Source organism: bacterium (assembly GCA_035559435.1).
GTDB lineage: Bacteria > Zixibacteria > MSB-5A5 > WJJR01 > WJJR01 > JACQFV01.
Window position 1 is genome coordinate 1 of sequence record DATMBC010000055.1, and the last position, 22,485, is coordinate 22,485.

Annotated in this window: 21 protein-coding genes and 1 pseudogene; 21 read left to right on the forward strand and 1 reads right to left on the reverse strand. The window is 64.4% G+C overall.

The window, feature by feature from the left end; translation table 11 throughout:
- Window positions 1-259: 259 nt before the first annotated feature.
- From topA to VNN55_06350, 12 genes are all read left to right on the forward strand, one after another.
- The gene (gene topA, locus VNN55_06295; GenBank protein ID HWO57159.1) at window positions 260-2,569 is read left to right on the forward strand and encodes a type I DNA topoisomerase; all 2,310 of its coding nucleotides are present in this window, start codon (window positions 260-262) and stop codon (window positions 2,567-2,569) included.
- 282 nt (window positions 2,570-2,851) lie between these two features.
- Complete coding sequence (locus VNN55_06300; GenBank protein ID HWO57160.1) at window positions 2,852-3,754, forward strand: tyrosine-type recombinase/integrase; 903 nt, start codon at window positions 2,852-2,854, stop codon at window positions 3,752-3,754.
- A 6-nt stretch (window positions 3,755-3,760) separates the two neighbouring features.
- Complete coding sequence (hslV, locus tag VNN55_06305) at window positions 3,761-4,300, forward strand: ATP-dependent protease subunit HslV (protein HWO57161.1); 540 nt, start codon at window positions 3,761-3,763, stop codon at window positions 4,298-4,300.
- Window positions 4,301-4,308: 8 nt separating this feature from the next.
- Complete coding sequence (hslU, locus tag VNN55_06310; protein HWO57162.1) at window positions 4,309-5,727, forward strand: ATP-dependent protease ATPase subunit HslU; 1,419 nt, start codon at window positions 4,309-4,311, stop codon at window positions 5,725-5,727.
- Between the two features lie 307 nt (window positions 5,728-6,034).
- The gene (argF, locus tag VNN55_06315; protein HWO57163.1) at window positions 6,035-7,063 is read left to right on the forward strand and encodes an ornithine carbamoyltransferase; all 1,029 of its coding nucleotides are present in this window, start codon (window positions 6,035-6,037) and stop codon (window positions 7,061-7,063) included.
- 38 nt (window positions 7,064-7,101) lie between these two features.
- Window positions 7,102-8,052: a hypothetical protein gene (locus VNN55_06320; GenBank protein ID HWO57164.1), complete on the forward strand. Its 951-nt coding sequence runs from the start codon at window positions 7,102-7,104 to the stop codon at window positions 8,050-8,052.
- A 113-nt stretch (window positions 8,053-8,165) separates the two neighbouring features.
- Window positions 8,166-8,993, forward strand: coding sequence for a hypothetical protein (locus VNN55_06325; GenBank protein ID HWO57165.1), 828 nt, complete (start codon window positions 8,166-8,168; stop codon window positions 8,991-8,993).
- A gap of 31 nt (window positions 8,994-9,024) precedes the next feature.
- The gene (locus VNN55_06330) at window positions 9,025-9,453 is read left to right on the forward strand and encodes a PaaI family thioesterase (protein ID HWO57166.1); all 429 of its coding nucleotides are present in this window, start codon (window positions 9,025-9,027) and stop codon (window positions 9,451-9,453) included.
- A gap of 20 nt (window positions 9,454-9,473) precedes the next feature.
- On the forward strand, window positions 9,474-10,445 hold the full coding sequence (locus VNN55_06335; protein ID HWO57167.1) for a GNAT family N-acetyltransferase: 972 nt from the start codon (window positions 9,474-9,476) through the stop codon (window positions 10,443-10,445).
- Between the two features lie 180 nt (window positions 10,446-10,625).
- Window positions 10,626-11,081: a hypothetical protein gene (locus tag VNN55_06340; protein ID HWO57168.1), complete on the forward strand. Its 456-nt coding sequence runs from the start codon at window positions 10,626-10,628 to the stop codon at window positions 11,079-11,081.
- Between the two features lie 80 nt (window positions 11,082-11,161).
- Complete coding sequence (locus tag VNN55_06345) at window positions 11,162-11,344, forward strand: 4Fe-4S binding protein (GenBank protein ID HWO57169.1); 183 nt, start codon at window positions 11,162-11,164, stop codon at window positions 11,342-11,344.
- Window positions 11,345-11,357: 13 nt separating this feature from the next.
- On the forward strand, window positions 11,358-12,560 hold the full coding sequence (locus tag VNN55_06350; GenBank protein HWO57170.1) for an NAD(P)/FAD-dependent oxidoreductase: 1,203 nt from the start codon (window positions 11,358-11,360) through the stop codon (window positions 12,558-12,560).
- 59 nt (window positions 12,561-12,619) lie between these two features.
- Here the strand turns inward: VNN55_06350 and rpsT are convergent, their stop codons facing one another.
- Window positions 12,620-12,877, reverse strand: a complete 258-nt coding sequence (gene rpsT, locus VNN55_06355; protein ID HWO57171.1) for a 30S ribosomal protein S20 — start codon at window positions 12,875-12,877, stop codon at window positions 12,620-12,622.
- A 92-nt stretch (window positions 12,878-12,969) separates the two neighbouring features.
- Here rpsT and murJ point away from each other — a divergent pair, with 92 nt between their 5' ends.
- The 9 genes and pseudogenes from murJ to VNN55_06400 all read left to right on the forward strand — a co-directional run bounded on the left by murJ (window position 12,970) and on the right by VNN55_06400 (window position 22,440).
- On the forward strand, window positions 12,970-14,562 hold the full coding sequence (gene murJ / locus VNN55_06360; protein HWO57172.1) for a murein biosynthesis integral membrane protein MurJ: 1,593 nt from the start codon (window positions 12,970-12,972) through the stop codon (window positions 14,560-14,562).
- A gap of 31 nt (window positions 14,563-14,593) precedes the next feature.
- A complete protein-coding gene (locus tag VNN55_06365) occupies window positions 14,594-16,894 on the forward strand; it encodes a ComEC/Rec2 family competence protein (GenBank protein HWO57173.1) in 2,301 nt (766 codons plus the stop codon).
- Window positions 16,895-16,977: 83 nt separating this feature from the next.
- Window positions 16,978-18,153 (forward strand): DUF4388 domain-containing protein, encoded by a 1,176-nt coding sequence (locus VNN55_06370; protein HWO57174.1) that lies wholly within the window; start codon window positions 16,978-16,980, stop codon window positions 18,151-18,153.
- A gap of 4 nt (window positions 18,154-18,157) precedes the next feature.
- Window positions 18,158-18,541 carry a hypothetical protein gene (locus VNN55_06375; protein HWO57175.1) on the forward strand — a complete coding sequence of 128 codons (384 nt, stop codon included), beginning with the start codon at window positions 18,158-18,160 and terminating at the stop codon, window positions 18,539-18,541.
- A 238-nt stretch (window positions 18,542-18,779) separates the two neighbouring features.
- Window positions 18,780-19,661 carry a hypothetical protein gene (locus tag VNN55_06380; GenBank protein HWO57176.1) on the forward strand — a complete coding sequence of 294 codons (882 nt, stop codon included), beginning with the start codon at window positions 18,780-18,782 and terminating at the stop codon, window positions 19,659-19,661.
- 74 nt (window positions 19,662-19,735) lie between these two features.
- A complete protein-coding gene (locus VNN55_06385; GenBank protein HWO57177.1) occupies window positions 19,736-20,617 on the forward strand; it encodes a hypothetical protein in 882 nt (293 codons plus the stop codon).
- Window positions 20,610-20,948: a roadblock/LC7 domain-containing protein gene (locus VNN55_06390; GenBank protein HWO57178.1), complete on the forward strand. Its 339-nt coding sequence runs from the start codon at window positions 20,610-20,612 to the stop codon at window positions 20,946-20,948. The genes VNN55_06385 and VNN55_06390 overlap by 8 nt, the downstream gene beginning before the upstream one ends.
- A gap of 46 nt (window positions 20,949-20,994) precedes the next feature.
- Window positions 20,995-21,573 (forward strand): annotated as a pseudogene (locus VNN55_06395) (GTPase domain-containing protein).
- Between the two features lie 390 nt (window positions 21,574-21,963).
- Window positions 21,964-22,440 carry a roadblock/LC7 domain-containing protein gene (locus VNN55_06400; protein ID HWO57179.1) on the forward strand — a complete coding sequence of 159 codons (477 nt, stop codon included), beginning with the start codon at window positions 21,964-21,966 and terminating at the stop codon, window positions 22,438-22,440.
- The last annotated feature ends 45 nt before the right edge of the window (window positions 22,441-22,485 follow it).

Below are 22,485 nucleotides of genomic sequence, written 5' to 3' on the forward strand. Positions count from 1 at the left end.
CGACCGGCGGGATGGATCCGCCGGTCGATTTCGCTTGTCAAACCCGGTCGCGACAGGACAGATTGGCGGCCCTTTTGCCCCGACGCCGGGAGAAACTGTATCGCTTTTTGGCTGTTGGCTAAACCCAATACCTAATGACCCGATAACCCAAATCGTATCCTCTCCCGGCCTACAATCTGACCCGGCTGGGGAACAGAATCGGATACGGAGACGTTGGAACCGGGCGGGTCAGGACAGCCAACACAAACGTAAGGTTAATATGGCCAAGAACTTAGTAATCGTCGAGTCGCCGACCAAGACAAAGACGCTCAAGAAATTCCTCGGGGCGAACTATGATGTGGCCGCCACGATGGGGCACATAGTTGACTTGCCGAGCAGCCGTCTGGGCGTCGATGTGGAAAACGACTTCCGGCCCGAATACGAACAAATCGAAGGTAAAGAGAAGGTAATCAAGACCTTAAAAGAGGCGGCCAAGAAGGCCGACGTCATCTATCTCGCTCCCGATCCTGATCGCGAGGGAGAGGCCATTGCGTGGCATGTAGCCGGCATTCTCAAGGGCTCGAAGGCCAAACTACGCCGTGCTACATTTAATGAGATCACCAAGAGCGCCGTGATTGAGGCGCTGAAGAACGCGGGCTCCATCGACCAGAACAAAGTCGATGCCCAGCAGGCCCGCCGTGTCCTCGACCGGCTGGTCGGCTACCAGATCAGCCCCTTCCTCTGGAAGACGGTCTGCCGTGGATTGTCGGCCGGTCGGGTCCAATCGGTCGCGTTGCGTCTGGTCTGCGAGCGCGAGGCCGAGATCCGCGCCTTCGTGCCGCAGGAATACTGGTCGATCGGCGTCGAATTGTACAAGAAGGGTGACAAGGCCAAGGCCAGCTTTACGGCCGTGGTCGCCGAGCGCGACGGCGAAAAGCTCGACATCCTTGAAGGCGCCACCGCCCGGCGCATCGAAGCGGAATTGCGCGAAGCCGACTACAGCGTGGCTGCGGTCAAGACCACCGACCGCAAGCGACAGCCCTACCCGCCGTATGTGACCTCCACGCTCCAGCAGGATGCCGCGGCACGGATCCGCTTCTCGCCCAAAAAGACCATGTCGGTCGCCCAAGCGCTCTATGAGGGCGTCGAAGTCGGCGACAAGGGCGCGGTCGGTCTCATTACCTACATGCGCACCGATTCGACCCGCGTGGCGCAGGAAGCCCAACAGGCCGCGCGCGAGTTCATCGTCAGCGAGTACGGCAAGGATTACTGCCCGGAAACCCCGCCGGTCTACACGTCCAAGAAGCGGACCCAGGACGCCCACGAAGCGATCCGTCCGACCTACTTCGACCTGCCGCCGGCCACGGTCAAGAAGTACCTGAGCGCCGATCAGTTGAAGCTCTACACGCTGATCTGGAACCGCTTCGTCGCCTCACAAATGGCACCGGCCGAAATCGAGCGCACCTCGGTTGACATCACCGCCGCGGTCGCCGATCCCAAGTCAAAGAAGGGACATCGCTACACACTGAAAACCGGCGCCGAAAAGGTGGTCTTCCCCGGATTCCTCAAAGTCTACGAGGATGTCGCCGAGGAAAACGGCAATGGCAACGGCAACGGCAAGAAGGTCGTGGCCCTGCCCAAGCTGGCGGAACACGACCCGCTGGTCATGGTCGATGTGCTCCCCGAGCAGCACTGGACCAAACCGCCGGCGCGCTACACCGAGGCCTCGCTGGTCAAGGAACTTGAGGCCAACGGCATCGGCCGTCCGTCGACCTACGCCCAGATCATCTCCACCATCCTGGCGCGCAACTATGTCAAGCTGGAGGAGCGCCGTCTGTATCCGACCGGGCTGGGCGAGACGGTCAATGCGATTCTGGTCGACGCCTTCCCCGAGATGTTCAATGTCGAGTTCACCGCCGAAATGGAACTGGAACTCGACCGCATCGAGGAAGGGACTGAAACCTGGACCGAGATCATGCACGCCTTTTATGGTCCCCTGTCCGGCTCCCTGGCGCACGCGTCCGAGCGCGTTGCCGAGATCAAACAGTCGCACCGCGAAGTCCTGCCCGATCCCTGCCCCGAATGCGGATCGCAGTTGATCGTGCGCTGGTCACGTTCCGGCAAGTTCATTGCCTGCTCGGCCTATCCGAAGTGCCGCTACACCAGCGATCCCGATCGCAAGGAGGCCGCAGCCGCCGAGCCGACCGACCAGGTCTGCGAAAAGTGCGGCGCGCCGATGGTGATCAAGAGCGGACGTTTCGGACGTTTCCTTGCCTGCTCGGCCTATCCGACCTGCAAGAACACCAAGCCGATTCCGACCGGCGTCAAGTGCCCTGAGGACGGCTGCAACGGCGAACTGGTGCCGCGGCGCACCCGCTTCGGACGGCCCTTCTATTCATGCTCGAATTACCCGAACTGCAAGTATGCCGTCTGGGACCGGCCGGTGCCGCGCGAGTGCCCGCAATGCCACTCGCCGTTCATGCTGGCCAAATCGACCAAGGCCAAGGGCGAGCATTTCCTCTGCCCGGTCTGCAAGCATGTGGTCATGGCCGAAACGGCTGTGGAACAACCCGAGCCAGTCGAAGCCTGATTGATCCGACAGAATCTCTCCTCAGTGAGGAGCAGGCCCCGAGCGGTGACGCTCGGGGCCTGGTTGCATTGGTGATCAGGGCAATCGCCTGCAATCGACGCGGGCCTACCGTGCGGCGGTGGCGCGCGCCGGGGATCCGGCAACGCGCGGCGGCACCGTTCTGTCAATCCCCTGCGGTTGCGTCGAAACCGCCGCTGTGATACCTTGTGCCGTCGCGTTTGTCGAGTCTTGCCGTGTCCGCCATCCGTGGACCGGCGGCCGCGCGAACGCGGGGATGGGGGCATGGCGGACACTTTGTCGGTGTGGGCGGGACGGTTCATGACGGATCTGGCGGGGGCGCGTCGCTACTCGCCCTTGACCGTTTTGGCCTACGAGCGTGAGTTGTCTCGTTTTCTCCGCTCGCAGAAACTCGGCGACACGCCACCCGGCGAGCGCGCCTTCTCGCCGCAGCGGTTCCAGAATCACCTCGCATCGCTGGCCGCCGACGGGCTGTCGAATCGCTCGATTGCCCGCTCCGCGGCGGTGCTGCGCTCGTTTCTCTCCTTTCTGTACCGGCAGGGCGCGACGGAGGCCGACTGGGCCGAACGGGTGCCCTCGGTCAAGTTCGCGCCGTCGTTGCCGCGCTTTGTCGGTGAGTCGCAGATGGAGCGCTGGCTGGCGGCGCTGCCGACTGGGACACGCTGGGAAGTGCGCGACCGTGCGTTGGTCGAGTTCATGTACGCCACCGGCGCGCGCGTGGCCGAGGTCGTCGGATTGAACTGGAGCGATCTGCAATTCGAGGACGGCCTCGTGCGCCTCTACGGCAAACGTCGCCGCGAACGGATGGCGCCTCTGGGCGCGCGGGTGCAGGCGACGCTGAAGATGCTGGCCGCCGCCGGCCCCGTCGCCGCGGCCGCGCCGGGCAAACCGGTCTTCGTCAATCGCCGCGAGGGACGGCTCACCACCCGCGCCGTGGCCAACATCATCGCCGACTCATTCGCCCGCGCCACCGGCGGCCACACCTCGCCGCATCGATTGCGCCACACCTGCGCCACCCATCTGCTGGACCGCGGCGCCGATCTGCTTTCGCTGCAGCAATTGCTCGGGCACCAGAGCGTGTCGACCACGCAGATTTACACCCACACCACTCCGCACCGGTTGGCGGAGGTCTACCGCAAACACTTTCCCGGCGAAAAGGCGGGCTGAACGATGATGCGCGATCACCAGTGGCGTTCGACAACCGTGCTTGGCATGACCCTGCGCGGGCAGACGGCCATGGGCGGCGACGGCCAGGTCACCTTCGATGACACGATCATGAAGCACACCGCCCAGAAGGTGCGCCGTCTGGGCGACTGGCCGATCCTTGCCGGATTTGCCGGCGCCTCGGCCGATGCCTTCACGCTCTTTGAGCGCTTCGAGATGAAACTCGAGGATTTCAATGGCAACCTGCCGCGCGCCGCGGTCGAACTGGCCAAAGACTGGCGCTTGGACAAGTACCTGCGCCGTCTCGAGGCGATGCTGGCGGTCATCGATGCCGAACATGGGCTCATCATCTCCGGCAACGGCGATGTGATCGAGCCCGATGACGGCATCATCGCGATCGGCTCGGGCGCGCCCTTTGCCCTGTCGGCGGCGCGGGCGCTGGTGCGCCACTCCAAACTGCCGCCTGATCAGATCGTGCGCACCGCGCTGGAAATCACCGCCGACATCTGTATCTTCACCAACAAGGACATCACCGTCGAGGTGCTCTGAGCCATCCCATGTCCGATCCCGTCTACATCAGTGGCAGTCCCGATTCGTCCGAGGTCAATCTCCAGGCCGAATTGACCCCGCAGCAGATCGTCGCCGAGCTGGACCGCTACATCGTCGGCCAGGACCGCGGCAAACGCGCGGTGGCGATCGCGTTGCGCAACCGCTGGCGCCGCCAACGGGTGCAGGGACCGCTGCGCGACGAGATCATGCCCAACAACATCATCATGATCGGCCCCACCGGCGTCGGCAAAACCGAGATTGCCCGACGCCTGGCCGCGCTGGCGGGAGCGCCCTTCCTGAAGGTGGAGGCCTCGAAGTACACCGAGGTCGGCTATGTCGGACGCGATGTCGAGTCGATGGTGCGCGACCTGATCGATCTGTCGGTGGCGATGGTCAAGCGCGAACGCGCCGGCAAGGTCGCCGAGAAGGCGTCGGCCCTGGCCGATGAACGCGTCCTCGATCTGCTCCTGCCGCCCCTGCCGCGGCGCACCGCCCGTCAAGGCGCCGCCGAGGCGCCCGATCACGACGCGCTGGCCAAATGGGAACGCACCCGCGAAAAGCTGCGCGCCCAGTTGCAGCAGAATCTCCTCGACGACAAGCAGGTCGAGCTGGAGGCGTCCGCGCCCCGGTTCCCGGTGGTGGAGGTGCTCTCGCCGGCCGGGATCGAGGATCTCGGCGTCAACGTGCAGGAAATGTTCTCCTCGATGATGCCGAAAAAACCCAAGCGGCGCAAAGTGTCGGTCGCCGATGCCCGGCGCATCCTCGCCGCCGAGGAGATCGACAAGCTGGTCGACATGGACGATTGCGTGACGCAGGCGATCTCGCTGGTGGAGAACTCGGGCATCATCTTCATCGACGAACTGGACAAGATTGCCGCCGACCGCTCAAAGTCCTCCAGCGGCCCCGATGTCTCGCGCGAAGGGGTCCAGCGCGACATCCTGCCGATCATCGAAGGAACCAGCATCATGACCCGCTACGGCATGGTGAAGACCGACCACATCCTCTTCATCGCCGCCGGCGCCTTCCACATCGCCAAACCCTCCGACCTGATCCCGGAGCTGCAGGGCCGCTTTCCCATCCGCGTCGAACTCGACTCGCTGACCGCCGCCGACTTCGTGCGCATCCTGACCGAGCCGCAAAACGCCCTCATCAAGCAGTACAAGGCGTTGTTGGCCACCGAGAAGATCGAAGTTGAGTTCACCCCGGAAGCGATCGACGAGGTCGCCCAGACCGCGCAACTGGTCAACGAGCGCACGGAAAACATCGGCGCGCGCCGTCTGCACACCATCATGACCACATTGCTGGAGGATCTGATGTTTCGCGCGCCGTCTCAGAAGACCCGCAAGGTCGTCTTCGACCGCCGCGATGTGCAGAAGGCCCTCCGCGACATCGTCGATGACGAGGACCTCAGTCGCTACATTCTGTAGGGTGCCGTCAACACAATCGACCCTATGTCGTTGCGATGCCCGCCGCTTCCTGGCGGCATGGGTTTCCGCGTTCCCCAGGCGGAAGAAAGGCAGATTCCTCGCTTCGCACGGAATGACGTTTCTTGATGAGGAGCCGTTTCGCGATGTCTTGGAATCGTAGGGTGGGCACGCTCTTTGTGCCCACCGCTTTCCTGATCTGCCACAATTCCGCAGGCAGTGACTCCCACATTTGAATCGGCTTGATCACTCGCGCGCCGTTGTATAACATTTGCGGCGCGTTTCGTGCCCAACAACTCGGAGACACCCTATGCCTGCCAAGAAGAAGACCGCCCGCAAACCCGCCCGCACATCCAAGTCGTCCGCCAAACCGAAGAAGGCCGCCGCGCGTCCCAAACCGAAGACTCCCTCCGGAATGCCCGCGGGGGTCAAGGCCAAGGATTTTTTGCGCGTCAGCGATTTCTCCACCGCCGAGATTCGCGCCACCCTCGACTGGGCGCTGGCCTGGAAGAAGGGGAAGGTCGCGCCGCGCCCGCTGATTGACCAGACGGTCGGCTGCATCTTCCATAAACCCTCGCTGCGCACCCGCCAGAGTTTCGAAGCCGGCATCGTCCGCTTTGGCGGCCATCCGATGTTCATCACCGACCGGGAAATCGAGCTCGGCGTGCGCGAGACCATCGCCGATGTTGCCCGCGTGATGTCGCGCTACCTGGCCATGATCATCATCCGCACCTTCAAGCAGTCGGATGTCGAGGAACTGGCGCGCTATGCGACCGTGCCGGTCATCAACGCCCTCACCGACGCGTCGCATCCCTGCCAGATCATGGCCGACATCCTGACCGCGCGCGAGCATTTGGGCCGCATCGACAATCTGTCCGTCGCCTTCCTCGGCGACGGCAACAATGTGTTCAATTCCTGGGTCGAGTTGGCGGCGCGCATCCCGATGGACCTGCGCCTGGCCACTTCGCCGCAGACGCTGCCCGACATGGCGCTGGTCGAGATGGCGCGCAAGGAGGGGCATTCGAAAATCACCATCACCCACGAGGCCAGGGAGGCGGTGGCCGGCGCCGATGTCGTCTACACCGATGTCTGGGCATCGATGGGGCAGAAGGACCTGGCCTACGAACGCGAACGACTGCTCAGGCCCTTCCAGGTCAACACGGACCTGATGAAGCATGCCAAGGCCACGGCGATCGTGATGCACTGTCTGCCCGCCGAGCGCGGGCGGGAGATCACCGCCGAAGTGCTTGACAGCAAGCAGGCGGTGGTCTTCGACGAAGCCGAAAACCGGATGTGGGCGCAGGGCGCCATTATGGCGCAGCTGCTGGCACGACGCTAGCGGAGAGATGAAGCGACATAACCAAGGAGGAGACTGGCATGCGCAAATGGCTCCAGCCGGCCGCCGGAATGGCGCTGGCGCTCGGGATCGGTCTCTGCGCATTCGGTTGCGGCGACGATGACAAGGGGTCCGGCCCCGCGCAACTGTCCGAGGAGGAACAGTTCGAAATCATCCAGCAGTACTTTTCGTTTGATCCCGAAAACCAGACCGGCGCCGTCGACATCGCCAGCTATGTGCTGGGCCTGATGGCGGGCCAGTACTGGGACGGCATCGACACCTCCGATGTGGTCACGCTCGGCAAACGCGCGCTGCCGCCGGCCAAAGCCGGTGCGACATCCGTCGACGTCGAGTCGCTGTATGTGGATTACAACTTCGTATCAGGGTGGTGGGAGATCTATTACAGCATCTCGAGTACCGACGCGCAAAGCGCGTTTCAGGTGATCGCGCGCGACTCGATCCGGTTCAAAGACGGCCAGGGCAATCCGCAGATCGATCCCGATCCGGTGACCACGATGAGCGTCGAGATGGCGATGCAGCTGACCAGCAGCCTCTCGGGGACCGCGGCGCCGTTGTCCGCCGGCGCCGGTGACTACCTGTCGCTGAGCGCGCAGACCGCGACCCGGCTCGCGGTCAATAAAGTGGACGCCCTCACGGCGCAGGTGGACGGCGCCGCCGACGTCGGATTCCTGCTGCAAGCGGCTTCCGGCGACACCGCCGAAGCCGAAATCGACTTCGACTTCACGGCCGATTACGATGAGGTGGTGGTCCCACTGACCGAATTCCGGGGTGAACTCTGTCCCACCAGCGGCGAGGTTTCCGCAGGACTGAATGTGGCGCTCGACGTCCGGCAGGGCGAGAACGAGGCCGAAGCCGAGGGCTCCTGGGACGCTTCGATCACCTTCACCGGCGGCGGCAACGCCACGCTGCATGTCGAATCGGGCGATTTCAGCGAGGATTTCAGCGGCCAAGTCTGCTATCCCCCCGATTGATCGGCCACGGCGAAGATTCCGGCCCCGCCCGCGTCCCGCGGGCGGGGTTGTTTTTTTCGCCGGGAATATGCTTAATGCCCGCCAGTAATAGCGGAACCGGAGGGTCAAACACGATGACGACGCGCACATGGATTGGCTGGAGTCTGACAGTGGCGTTGGCCGGGCTCCTGGGAATGGCCGGCTGCATGGATGACAAGGGCGCCAACGACGATACGCCGCTGGAGGCCGAACGCTACCCCGCCGTACAGCTGGCGGTCGACTCGGCGTTGTCACAGATGTGTGTGGCGATCAATGATGCCTTGAAGGCCCGTCTTGAGACCGACACCGGCTCCATCCCCGGCCTCGAGTGGCCCTTCTCGATGCCGCCCCGCCGGCGCGATGGCAGTTCGAACTTCGTCGACGAAAACACCAGCTGGGGCGTCGGCTACAACCGGGTCATCGACACCACCCGCTATGTGGCGTTCTGGGATCTGGGACGACTGGTTGACACCGGCGTGCTGATTCACACGTCGCCGATCGAGGCCTCCCGTGTCGTGCATGAGGTGATCTACGGTCGTATCGACGGTTTCGGCGACGGGGCGGTGGAGTGGGAGGGCGTGCTCAAAGTGACGCTGGATGATCTGGACACAGAGACGGCCACTCTCTCCGCCAGTTTGCGGGCGTCCTACTCCGTTGGCAAACGTTGCAACGAACAACCGTGCGACTCGGTGGTGATCGCGATCACCGACGCCGAGTTTGACAAGAGCGGCGGTGTCTGGGATCTCGGCACGCTCTCCGGGCTTGTCAGCGGCCGCATTCGTCGCACCGAATTCGACGTCATCCTTGGCTACGATGTTGTTTTCGCCTGGGATCTCAGCGGCACGATTGTTGACGGGACGGTGGATCTGCGTCTCGCGTCCGGCCGCTTCGCGCAATCGGACACTTACACCGTCTGCCCTTGATCCCCGGCCCGCGCGGGCGTATCGTGCGCGCGTGGAGGAGATCGTCAAGTACAGCGGTTGTTTTGTCTGCGGGGATCAGAATCCTCACGGGCTGCGCATCGCGTTTTACTCCGACAACGACGAGGCCGTCGCCGCGTATGTCGCCGATGGCCGATACCAGGGGTACAAGGGCATCTTCCATGGCGGGCTGGTCTCGACCCTGCTGGATGAGATCATGGCCAAGGCGGTCCTTGCGCGCAAGCGGTATTGCATGACGGTGGAATTGACAGTCCGCTTCCGCAAGGCCATCCCGGTCGGAACCTCGTTGCGGCTGGTCGGACGGGTCACCGGCGATCGCGGCCGCCTGCTGGAGACCTCCGGCGAACTCATCGGCGACGATGGAACGATCTTTGCCACCGCCACCGGCAAGTATCTCGAGGCGGCCTCGCGCATCGAGGGACTCACCCAATCGCTCGCCTGACAGCGCGCGTTCCCAACAACGTGGAACCCCTGAACCTGCGTCCGTACGATCCGGTGGGTGACACCGCGGCGCTGGCCGGCATCGCCGCGCTGGTCACCGGCGAGCCCTATTCCTCCGAACGTATCCTCTACGACCTGACCATCCCCGGCATCGACCCGCGCCGCGACATCGCCGTCTGCGAATGCACCGATGGCCGCATTGGCGGCTATGCGGTGCTGTCGATCAACGATGTTTCCGGTGTCCGGCAGGGGCGACTGGACTGCCGGGTGCCCCCGGACGTGCCCGACTGGACACGGTTGTCGCGCGCGCTGCTCTTGTGGGCGGCGCGGCGCATGCAGGAAGAGCTCGACACGACCGCCGCCCCGGCCGCGCTGGTGGAAATGGTCAAGGATGAAGATTGGCCGCGGCGGGAGTTCCTCGAGGACGCCGGGTTTCGCGCCATCCGCTTCTACCGCATCATGCGGCTCGACAAACCCGCGGCCACCGTCGAATTGCCACCGCCTCCGGGATACTCCTACATCCACGGCCCCGGAGCACAGGCCGCCGCCGAGTATGTCGCCATGTTCAACGACACCTGGGTGGATCACTATGGTTTCATGCCCCTGACGATTGAGTACTTCCTCCACGACATCGAGTCCGATCCCGACTACGATCCCGCGCTGGACATCGTGCTGGTGCATCCCGATGGCCGCTTCGCCGGATTCGCGTTCTGCCGCATCGAGCCACAGGATGACACGATCGGCGAGGTCCTCGCCATCGGCATCCGCCGCGGCCATCGCGGCGTCGGTCTGGGTCGCGTCCTGCTCACACACTCCATCCGCACCCTCACCGAGCGCGGTGTCGCCGCCGTGGAGCTAACCGTCGACTCCGAGAACCCCACCGGCGCCGAGCGGCTCTACGAGTCGGTCGGGTTCCAGATGGTCTCGATGAAGCGGCGCTATCGCCTGGAGGCCGACGGGATCATCCGTCTGGCCACACTCGGCATCTGCTGAACGTCGCGATTCTGCACTGCGCTGCAACCTGTTCAACGGACGCCGCACGGGCGCGCTCGACCAATCGTTGTAACGCGTTGGTTCTCTGCGCATTGGCGGTGTGGCGCGATTTCAGCCCCGCTCCGATCAACGGCATCCGGTTTGCCCCACTTACTCCCAGGCCACTGTTGGCCTGATGCTATGCGCTGTTATATCTGGGGGACCAACAATCAGACCGACCGTGCCCGGCGGGGCCGGGGTGTCGCCTCGTTTGCCATTCCCGACTGGGGGTTGCAATATCGCATGGCCCAGGATGGCACGGCCACCGTCTGCGAGTACGCCGCACTCTTGGCGCTCCTGCGGTTTGTCGAGGACAACCCAAAGGCCTTCGAGGGTCAGCGCCTCGAAGTCCTCACCGACGCCGGCGCCTTGATCGAGCATCTGAATCAACGCATGCCCGTTGGTTCGGAGGAATTGAAAGTCTGGACCCTCGTGCGCGCTCTGAAAGAGAAAATCCCCTTCGAATTGTCCTGGGTGGCGCCGGAACAGAACCGCGCCATCGCCGGCGTGCTCGACATGGCGCCGCTGAAAATGAACATCCAGATTCAGACCGGATCGCGCCCCCGCAGGTCGCCGCCGTTTTCGCCCAAATCATAGTCCCGCCGCTTTGCCCCCGCTTGCCTTTGCCGAGCGTTTCCGTTAGTGTTTTCCGGCCGCCGCCGGCGGCGGGAAACGGCATGCCTGCGAAGGAACTCCAACTTGATCAAGCGGCCTGCGCCGAGTGCGGCCTCTGTGTGGCCGTCTGCGGCTATGACGCGCTGGTCCTCCATGCCACCGAATTGGAAGTCATCCAGAGCGAGTGCGTGCTCTGCGATGCCTGCGTAATCGCCTGCCCCACCGAGGCGCTGACCATCGAATGAGGCGCACTGGCTGATGCCGGTATCTGATCGCGACTATGATGTGGTGATCGTCGGCGCCGGGCCGGCGGGGGGCCTGGCGGCGATCACCACCGCGCGCGCCGGACTGCGCACCCTGCTGGTGGAAAAGCACGCGGTGATCGGCGAGCCGCTCTGCTGCGCCGAGGGCATCTCGCTGTGCGGTCTCAACGACAACATCCCGGTGGACCGTCGCTGGATCGACGCCGACATCGAGCGCTGCGTGCTCTACTCTCCCGGGGGCCGGCAACTGCGCCTGCATCACCCCGACGCCGGCTATGTGCTCTCGCGCCGCCGTTTTGAGCAGGGCCTGGTTGACATCGCCGCCGCGCACGGCTGCGACGTGGTCACCAACACCGAGGCCACCGGACTGGTTGCCGACGATGGCGGCCGCTTCCGTGGCGTTCGTTTGCAGGAGAATGGCCGCGCGTACATCGCTGGTTGCGCCGTCATCATCGCTGCCGACGGCATCGAATCAATGGTGGCTCGTTGGGCGGGCCTGGACACGCTCTTGCCCACCGATCGTCTCGATTCGGCGGCGCAATTTCTGTTCTCCGGCGTGCCCGATCTCGACCCGACCCGCATGGAGTTCTACTTCGACACCGAGATCGCGCCGGGCGGTTATGCGTGGGTGTTCCCGAAAGGGGAGGACCTGGCCAATGTCGGCATTGCGCTCGCGCCGGCGGTCGCCGGATCGCGCAAGGCGATGCCGATGCTGCGTGAGTTCATGAAACGACGATTCGGCGCCGCCGCTCCGACGCCTCTGAAACGAACGGTCGGCGGCATTCCCGAATTCTGCGGACGCAAGTTCATGCTGAAACAGAACGTGCTGGTCACCGGCGATGCGGCCCGTCTTCTCGACTCGATCACCGGCGCCGGCATTGCCAACGCGCTGTGGTCGGGACGCTTGGCCGGGGAGACCGCCGTGGAGTTTCTGCGCGATGGCCGCGGCGACCTGTCCATTCTTAAGCGGTATCCCGAGCGCTGGATGGCGGCGCGCGGTCGGCAGATGCGCTACTTTCTCTGGGCGCGGCAGATCTTCCTGCGCATGTCCAATGCCGATCTCGATGCCGTGATCGCCGCGACGGGCGCACTCTACAACGACCAGACCGTGACCGCGATCGATCCGATCGATGTGATCAAGAAGGCCCTGCGGGCCCGTCCGTCACTTTTACGGCTGGCCCGTCATGTGGTCTGGTGACCCCACCAAACAAAAACCCCGGCCGGGGCCGGGGCTTCGATGATCGATGTCCACGCGGTTTACTTCGCGGTGTTCACCTTGCGCGCCAGACGCGATTTGATGCGCGCCGCCTTGTTCTTGTGGATCACGCCGCGCGCGGCGGCTTTGTCCACCACCGACGAAGCGGTCTTCAGCGACTCTTTCTTCTCGTCGACACCGGTGGCGGTCAGGACAGACTTGACCGCGCCGCGCACGGCCGATTTGACCGAGCGGTTGCGGGCGCGACGTACCAGACTCTGGCGGTGACGCTTGCGAACGGACAGATGCTTTCTCGGCACAGGAAATCCTTAGTCGTACATTGTTTTAGCCATTGCCAACCCTGTGCGGGCGGCTATCCTACAGACCTCGATTATAACCAATGCGGACCGAAATGACAATCGCCAAAGACGCTACCTCCGCCGCCGAGGGCACACAATCCGGGAGACGGTTTGCACGTCAGACGCGGGTGGTGGCGATGGCGACTTTCGCCTCGCGCGTCTTAGGCATTGTCCGCGAACAAGTTATCGCTTATTACTTCGGCGCCGGCGCGGTCACCGATGCCTTCGTCGCCGCCTTCCGTATCCCCAATCTGCTTCGCGACTTCCTCGCCGAAGGGGCCTTCTCCGCTGCCTTCGTGCCCACTTTCTCCGAAGTACTCGCCAAGGAGGGGCGTCCGGCGGCCATGGAGCTGCTGCGACGCGTGCTCGGCGTTTTCGTTCCCGCGCTGGCCATCCTTTGCGTGCTGGGCATCATTTTCACTCCGCAGATCGCCCATCTGCTTTCCGGCGGCACCGAAGAGACCCCCGGCAAGATCGCGCTTCTGGTTCACCTGGCCCGCTGGATGTTCCCCTTCCTGCTGCTCATCTCGCTGGCGGCGGTGCTGATGGGCGCGTTGAACGCTCTGGGGCGGTTCGGCATTCCGGCGCTGGCGCCCGCCGGCTTCAATGTCGGGATGATTCTCTGCGCCGTGTTGCTTGCGCGGCATGTCGATCCGCCCGTGCTGGCGCTGGCGTGGGGTGTGCTGGCGGGCGGCTTCCTGCAGTGGGCGGTGCAGGCGGTGGTCATCCATCGCGAAGGTTTCGACCACCGTCTGCGACTGGTTGCCGGTTGGCGTGACTGGCGGGTGCATCAGATCGGACGCCTGCTGGTGCCCGCGCTCCTCGGGCAGGCGGCGGTGCAGATCAATATCCTGGCCATCACTCGCGCCGCCTGGGAACTGGGCGATGGCCCGGTGGCCTACCTCAACTTCGCCTTCCGCATCCTCTTTGTCCCGCTCGGAGTCTTCGCCGTCGCCGCGTCCACGGTCGGCCTGGCGCGTCTGTCGAAGTATGTCGCTGACGGCGATGAGGCACGCGCCCGACAGACATACCGTCAAGCGCTTCAGACCGTTCTCTATCTGGTCGTTCCGACCGCCGTGGCGTTTGTGGCGCTCGGCGGGCCAATCTGCGCCGCGCTCTATGAGCGCGGGGAATTTGGCGCCGACGCCACCGCGCACACCGCGCGGGCGTTGGCGTTCTATGCGCTTGGTCTGCCGGCGATGGCCGCCATCCGCGCCTGCACACCGTTGTTTTTCGCCCACAAGGACACCCGCACGCCCACGCTCTGCGGCGTCGCCGCCGTGGTCGCCAATCTGGCCGGCATGGCGATCTTGACCCCCATCTTGGGATATGCCGGACTGGCGCTCTCGGTAGGACTGTCGGCCGTCCTTCAGGTCAGTATCCTCCTGGTGGTGGCGTCGCGCCGCTATGGAGCGATGGGATATGCGTCGATCGCCGGGCATGCGTTGGTCTTCGCCGTGATCGCCGCTCTGTCCGTCGGCGCCGGCTATTACCTCTGGTCGAATGCCTGGCTGTCGTTTATGCCGTTCGGCGTGGTGGGGCAGGCGCTGGCGATGGTGGCCGTCGCCGCGGTTCTGTATCTTGGCGCCACCTGGCTGGCCGGATATCGCAACTTGGGCAGTCTGCGCAAGTCCAGCACACCATAAGATCGCGCGCCCCTGATGCGCGTTTTGCGTGATGGCGACGGAGCTCTCTACCACTTCACCCCGCCGTGATTGGATTGCCGTGCGCGGCGCGCGGCACCCGGCGCTGTTGGCGGCCGCCGCGGTGGCGATCGGTGTATTCATCGGCGACACGCTCGATGTCGCCCCGATCCATCTCCTGTGGCTGGCGCTCGCGTTCTTTCCACTCGCGCTTTGGCTCTCCGGTTCCGCGCGCCCCGGACTGCGTGTGCTCGCCGCGCTGGCGACGCTGGCGGCGTTGGTGTCGCTGGGGTGCTGGCGTATTGCAGCGGAAAACGCCGGACGTCCCTCGCCCGCCCTGCTGGAATTGATGTCGGCCCATCGCCGCGTTGAAATCTTCGCGCGCGTCGATGGCACCCCATTTCAAAAGACCAGCGGCTGGCGTGTGCCGCTGGACTTGGTCGGCGTGCGCGGCCGTTCCGGCAACATCCCGGTGTCCGGACGGGTTCTCTTGACCTCGATCTCGTCGCTTCAGGGCATACGCTATGGCGACTACCTGCGTTTTGATGGGCAGATCTTCGCGCCCTCCATCCGTCGCAATCCCGGCGGCTTTGACTACGCCGATTATCTCCACCGGCAGGGGTTTGACGCCACGATCCGTCCGGAAACTCCGCTGACCCACTGGGCGCAGCAGCACAATTGGTCGTTGACCAATATTGTCGATCCGCTCCGCCGCTGGATCCGCGCCGTCTTTGCCGAGCGTCTTGACCCCGACGCCGATGCGCTTCTGACGGGATTGCTCCTGGGCGACACCGACCGCCTGCCCAAGCCGGTCTATGATGTGTTTCGCGAGTCGGGAACCTCGCATCTTCTGGCGGTTTCCGGCGCGAACGTCTGGCTGGTGGTGGGGATGATCCTCCTGCCGATGTACTGGCTGGCGGTGCCGCGCTGGCCGCGCACTCTGCTGGCCCTGACCGTCATCCTGCTCTTCAGCTTTCTGACCCGCAACGAGCCCTCCGTTGTGCGCGCCTCGTTGATGGTCGGCTTCATACTGATCGGGCAATTGCTGTGGCGTCCCGTTGCGGCGCTCAACGCGGTTGGGGCGGCGGCGCTCTTGATCTTGATTGTGGCTCCGGCGCACCTGTTTCGTCCCGGATTCCAACTCTCGTTTGCGGCGGTGATCGGCATCCTGATCGCCGTGGCGACAGTCGAACCGCGCCTGCATGGTTTCTGGCGGCGCAAGTGGGCGTATACGGCGACTTTGTTCGTCGTGGCCTCGGTGGCGGCCACCGTCGCCACCGCGCCGGTGTCGGCGTGGCACTTTGGTACCGTGCCGATCGCCGGTGTCGTTTCCAATCTGATCATGGTGCCGCTGGCCGGTTTCACGGCGCAGTTGGGGCTTCTGCTCCTGGCGATTTCGCCGTTGTCGGCGACTGTGGCCGGTCTTCTGGCCTGGGCCATCGGTCATCTGCTGAAACTGGCCGTGGCGGTCGCGCAGTATTTCGCCGCGCTGCCGTTGGCAGTGCTGTCGTGGCCGTCGCCGTCGATCTGGGTGATGCTTCATCTGCTCCTGGCGACGGTCCTGTTGTTCAATCTGCGTCATCGCTACCGCTGGTTCCGTCCGTTGGCGTACTATGCCGTCCTGCTCCTCCTTGGCCTGTCGATCCACCGACTGCTCACCTCTCAAACGGCAACGCCCACCATCTCCCTGCTGGATACCGGAGGACGGCGTGTGGCCATCATTGCCGACGCCGCAGGCCAAGTCACCGGCTTGGTCGATGATCCCGGACTCGATGATGATCTGCGCCAGTGGGTCGTTGAGCCGTTCCTTCGCTACACCGTCGGACAGGACGATGCCGCCTCGTGGCTGCCTTGGCGGCGGGATGCTCGCTGGGCCCCGGCGGTCGGCGCGGCGACCGACCGGGAAGGTCCGCGCTGGACACGCTTCCTGTCGGCTGGGGTGGACACGACAGGGCAGCGACGAGTCTGGGCCGATCGTTGGTCTTCGGCACAAGGCACGATTCTGATGTTCCGCGATGTTCCGCCCCGCGATTTGCGGCTGCCGTGGGAGATGCCTTCGTATTCGGCCGAACCGCTGATCCTGATTGTGCCCGCCGCCGCAGCGCCGGCCTGGATCCGCGCGGCGGTCGACGCCTGCCGGCCATCGTCGCTCATCCTTTACGGATCGACCTTTCACCCACGCGACCCGGACGAGGCATTGTCATTCTGGCAATTGCGATTTCCACAATTGCCGATCTACCAGTCCGGCGCGCATGGCGGCATCACCATCGAATGCGGCCCCACCGGCCCGATCATCCATCCGACCGTCGCGAAAAACCCGCCGCCGGCGGGATAAAGGTCTACCGGAAATGCCCCGATAAGATGAAAGGCCCCCGGAGGATACCGCGGGCCAGGGAATCCTTTGGGCAGGAGCGCCAGATGAGCTTCGCAGGCAATCTCAAGACGGTCAGTTTCGGCGACGTGCTGCAGTTGATCTCCACCGGGCGCCGCACGGGCGCGTTGGTCCTCCAGCGCCCGCACCGCGGCAAGAAGATCTTCTTCCGCTCCGGTGACATCATCGCCGCCGCTTCCGACCCGCCCACCGACGAAGACCGTCTCGGCCAGGTGCTGCTCCGCAAGGGGCTGATCAGCGTCGAAGATCTGGACAAGGCGCTCAAGCGTCAGCGATCGACCGGACGCCGCCTCGGGCAGATCCTGGTCGAACTCAATCTGCTCAAGCGCGACGAAGTCACCAACGCTCTGCGCATGCAGGTCGAGGAGGTTGTCTACGGTGTCTTTGGGTGGACGGATGGCGACTTCCACTTCAACGAAGGGGAGAAGCCCGAAGGCACGCAGATTCTCGTCGAGCTGAACACGCTGTCGGTGATGATGGAAGGCGCCCGGCGCTTCGATGAGTACTCCGGCATCGCCAACACCCTGCCGGCCGAAGAGACCGTGCTGCGGCTGGTTCCCTCGCCGCTGCTGAAGGATCCTGAGATCGTCCTGTCGGCGGAAGATGTCGATGTGCTCTCGGCGGTCAACGGCCATCGCTCGGTGGCGGAGATCGTGGCGACCTCATCCTACGGCGAATACGCCGCCTCCAAGTCGTTGCACAAGCTGCTGACGTCGCATCTGGTCGAGCCCTGTCCCGAGGTCGCCGGAGCGGCCAAGCAGAAAGCCGACGAACAGGAACTGACCGCGTTTGTCTTCAAGTTGTACGCGCACGCGCTGGCGACGGTGCATGCGACGCTGCGTGAATTCCTCGGCGCCGCCGGCGACCGTCTGTACTTCCGATTGCCCGCCGCCTGCTATGACGATCCCTGGGAACTGGCTGCGCCGCTGCTTGATTCCGAGGGCAACAACGCCGCCGAGACCTTCCGCGAGTGCGTGGCCCGAATTCCCGCCCCGATTCGTCTCCACCGCGCCGTCTCCACCGCGCAGGCGCTGGTGCGCGAGGGGATGGGGGTCGTGCGCGACACACTTGGCGACCCGGTCCGTGGGCGCGTGGCGGAAACCATTAAGAAGGACTTAGCGGTCCTGCTGGCGCAGAAACGCGCGCTGGGCGATAAGTATGACCTCCACAATGAATTCTTCGCAGTTCTGAAGGGGAGATGATGCCATGAAGCAGTTGCGCCTCATGTTGTTGACAATCTCCGGCCTGCTGACCGCCTGCGCGTCTGCGCTGGCCGACACGGCCGGTGAAACCACGGCGGCCGGCGTCTCGCAGGGGTCGATGGTCCTGCAGGCGGTCGCCTTGCTGGTGGCGTTGGGCTGTGTGCTGGCGGCGTTGAAGTTGCATACGGCGATTCGCGGCGGACGTGTCGCTCAGGGCTGGATCTGGATCTTTGTCGGACTGTTGGTCTTTGCCGCCGGTCAGGCGATGCTCTTCGCCGGGCAAATGGGATTCGTGCCGTTGACGACGATCTGGGTCGATGCCCTGCGTGTGGTGTCGTTGCTGTTGCTCTTCGTCGGCATCAATCAACTGCGCAAGATCATGGCGTAATCCACGATGCCCCGCAGCCGGAGGGACGCGATTTCTCCGGCTGTGGGATTCTTCCCACACCGCGAACATGGGTTTTCAACCTCCCGGGGCCGGCGCACGGGAATTCACCGCTTTTGCCGCTGCCGCCAGGGTTAAGTCCATCGCCGTCCAAGTCGATATCAATTAGTGTCCTATGGCCGACATCCCCGCCAGGGCATCGGGGCGGAGCTGTGACGGGCTATATCAGATGAGGGCAAGCATGCTCAGCGTGGCGCAATTGGACGAACGCATCGAGAAGTGCCTGGCCATCCTGGCGGATAATCCGCATTCACAGGTGTTTGCCGCACTGGCCGAAGCGTACCGCAAACGCGGTGAGTTCGGACGGGCCTTCGCGGTCTGCAAGGGCGGCCTGAAGCACCACCCCGACTATGGCCCCGCGCACCTGGTGATGGCCAAGCTATTCCTCCACCAGGGCATGCATGCCGCCGCTCTGCAATCGTTGAAACGATGTGAGGCGGCCGAGGGAGTCACCCGCGCCTCGGAGTACCTCGAAGCCGAAATCCGCATCGGCATGCGCGATGTTCCCGGGGCCAGCGCCATTCTGGAGCGCCTGCGCTCCACCGATCGCGGCAATCCGGCACTCCGCGAACTGTTCCTGCAATTGCGCGACGTCACCGCCGCGCCCGTGCGCGCGGCCGAGCCGGATCAACACGTGCGCGGGGACCAGACCGTCGCAGCCACGCTCGCCAATACGGCGACGCCCGAATCGTTCGATTGGTCGACGTGGGCGGCGCAACTGGCGGCCCGTCCGCATGTGCTCAAGGCCTTTGCCATCGCGCTGTCGGAGGGCGAGACGATGCCCTTCTCCGTCATCGCCGAGCACGGAAGGGGACTCGACGGCGTGGATGTGGTGGGCGTATGCGCAACCCTCTTCGCGACGGTGGACGCCGAATGCCGCGCGCAGGGCCGCGGTCCCCTCTGCGAACTGCGGGTGGAACAGGCCGAACGCGAATGGTGGTGCCGCCGGATGGCCGGCTGCGTCATCGGACTGGCGGGTGAGCGCGGATTCGCCTTTGGCGCCATGCGGCAACAGGCGCTGGACGGCGCCGAACGCCTTCATCCCACGGAGACGATCCAGTGAGGACGACCATGACACGAATGCATGCACGCGATCGTTCAATCACGCCGGTGTTGCGGCGGACGGGCTTATACGTTGTGGGACTGATCCTGCTCCCCGTCCTGGTCTACCCGCGGCGGTTCGGGTTTCCCGCGCTGGATCTCAATCCGGCCGTGGGATTGCTCGAGTGGGCCTTCTACATCGCCGTCTTCAGCATCGCCACGGATCGGATGGGCGTTTCCACCCGAGTCGTCGCCGCCGGATTCACCGTGGTGACGCGCCTGCTTGTAGGCGCGGCTTCCGGATGCGCGGTCGGCGGGACGCATGGCCTGCCCTTGGGTCAGACGGTGCCGGAACTGATGTGGTCGTATCCGCTGGCGCTAATTCCGCAGGTGTTGATCGCGCCGATTGTGACCAGCCCGCTCTGGGAACAGTTGATGTCGGTGCGCCCGGCGCCACGCGTCGCGCGGCCCGCTACGGTCCACTCGACGTTCACGGCACCCGCGGCCGTCACCGCGTCGCCGGCCCGCGCCTCGGCGTCGCGGGTGGCAATGGCGGGCGCCGGATTGACGCACGAGCCCAGTTTCGACGATGCGGTCTCTTACGTCGGCGAGTATTCCGGCGTGCGCCTCTGCTGGATCGTTGACAACGAAGGTCTGCCGCTGGCCGTCTGGCAGCGGCAGCAATACACCGGCGACGCCGATTTCTGGGCGCCGGTCAGCGTGGAGATGATGGAGTTCCACCAGCGTCGGCTGTCGGCCGGCGGCGATTCCTGTCATCCGGATCGCGTGGAAATCTGCACCGACCGCGGACGCCTGGTCGTGGAGGCGGTCCGTGATCTCTGGCTGGGTGTCCTCACCGAGCCTGACACCGATGAATTGATCAATGTGCGCATTACCCGTGCGCGGGAGATGATTGACCGACACTTGCAGGCGGAACGCGGCCGATTGGTCGCTGCCGGGGAGGCCGAATATGCATGAACAGTTGGCGGAACTCAACAAGACCATGGGCGTGACCGGCAGCATGCTGGTCGGCCATGACGGGATCGTCATCGCCGCCGATCTCGACGAAAAGACCGACGACGACACCCTCGGCGCACTGGCCTCCTCGATCGCGGCCACCGTGCGCCGCTCGATGTCCGAACTCGGCGGACACGACTTCGCCCAGATCACCGTCGAAGCCGACAATCAGAAGATCTTCCTGACCGATGCCGGCATCGGCACGCTGGTGGTCACCACCGAACCGCGTGTCAATATCGGTTTGGTGCGCCTGGAGATCCGGAACACGATCGGCGCCCTGTCGCGCCTCTAACTGGAGCCGGCCACCCACCCACGGGGGGCGGAGAGACGAAGGAGTTATGGTTTCCATCAACTACGCGTTCCGCGAGATCAGTTGCAAGATTGTCTATTATGGCCCCGGCCTGTCGGGCAAGACGACCAATCTGCAGTACGTGCACGACCGCGTCCCGGCCAAGTCCCGCGGCGACCTGATCAGTCTGGCCACCGAGGCCGACCGGACCCTCTACTTCGACTTCCTGCCCATTCATGTGGGCGACATCGGAGGGTTCTCGACCAAGTTCCAGCTGTACACCGTCCCCGGGCAGGTGTTCTACAATGCCACCCGCAAACTGGTGCTGCGCGGCGTCGACGGCATCGTCTTCGTCGCCGATTCGCAGAAGGCCAAGATGGACGAGAATATCGAATCCCTGGCCAACATGTTTGAGAACCTGCGCGAAAACGATATCGACCCGGCGACGATCCCGGTCGTCTTCCAATACAACAAGCGCGACCTGCCGGACATCGCCACCATCGAGGAATTGGAAAAGACCCTTAACCCCGACGGTCGTCCCTACACGGAGGCCAGCGCGGTCAAGGGTCTGGGTGTCTTCGACACGATGAAGCGCATCACGAAGCTCGTGCTGGAAGATACCAAGCGTCGCACCTCGGGCCAGTCGGCCCCGGCGCCCCGTTCCGAAGGGCTGGTGACGCCGCCGGAGCCGTCCATCGATGTGCTGGCGTCCTCCGGCCCGGTGTCGCGGCTGCGGAAATCGGCGCCCGCGGACGCCTGGAAGACCGGCCGCGTGGAGCTGCCGACGGTGGCAGTGCAAGAGCCAACCGTCGCCGTGCAACCGGAACCCGCGACGCCCGCGGTCGCGGCCAGCGTGTCCGGCCCAATTCGGGTGGGCACGGACGTTGCGCCGGCGCCTGTACCGCGCACGGTCCCTCCGATTATCACGGCCCAGAAGAGCATGCGTATTCGCCACCGTCATCGTTCACTGTTCGATCGTCTGTTTGGCTGGCTGTTTGGACGTTAGAGGAGGTCTTGGATGTCGTCGGGAACCTTTGTCCTATATGAAGAGCAGATCGACCGCATCAACGCGGCCATGTTGCGCCTGCTGAAAAAGGCCGAGGCCAAGTGCGCCATCCTGGCGGACAAGGACGGCCATCTCATCACGCGCCAGGGATTCACCCAGTCGCTGGACACCACCGCGCTGGCGGCCCTGATGGCGGGCAGTTTCGCCTCGACCCGCGAAATCGCCCGGCTGGTGGGCGAACCGGAGTTCTCCGTGCTCTTCCACCAGGGTGTGCGCGACCACATTCACATCTGCCTGGTCGGCGACCGCTGCATCCTGGCGATCGTCTTCGATGACCGCACAACGATCGGCATGGTGCGTTTGTACGCGAAGGAGACGGCCGACCGGCTCAAGGAACTGACCACGATGGCCGCCAATGCGCAGGCGGACCTGTCGGCGGATTTCACCGCCAGTGCCGACGAGCGCATTGACAGCATGTTCACGGAGTAGGAGCGCGAGATCCCGCAGGGACGGGGAACGCACAGATTGAGAGCT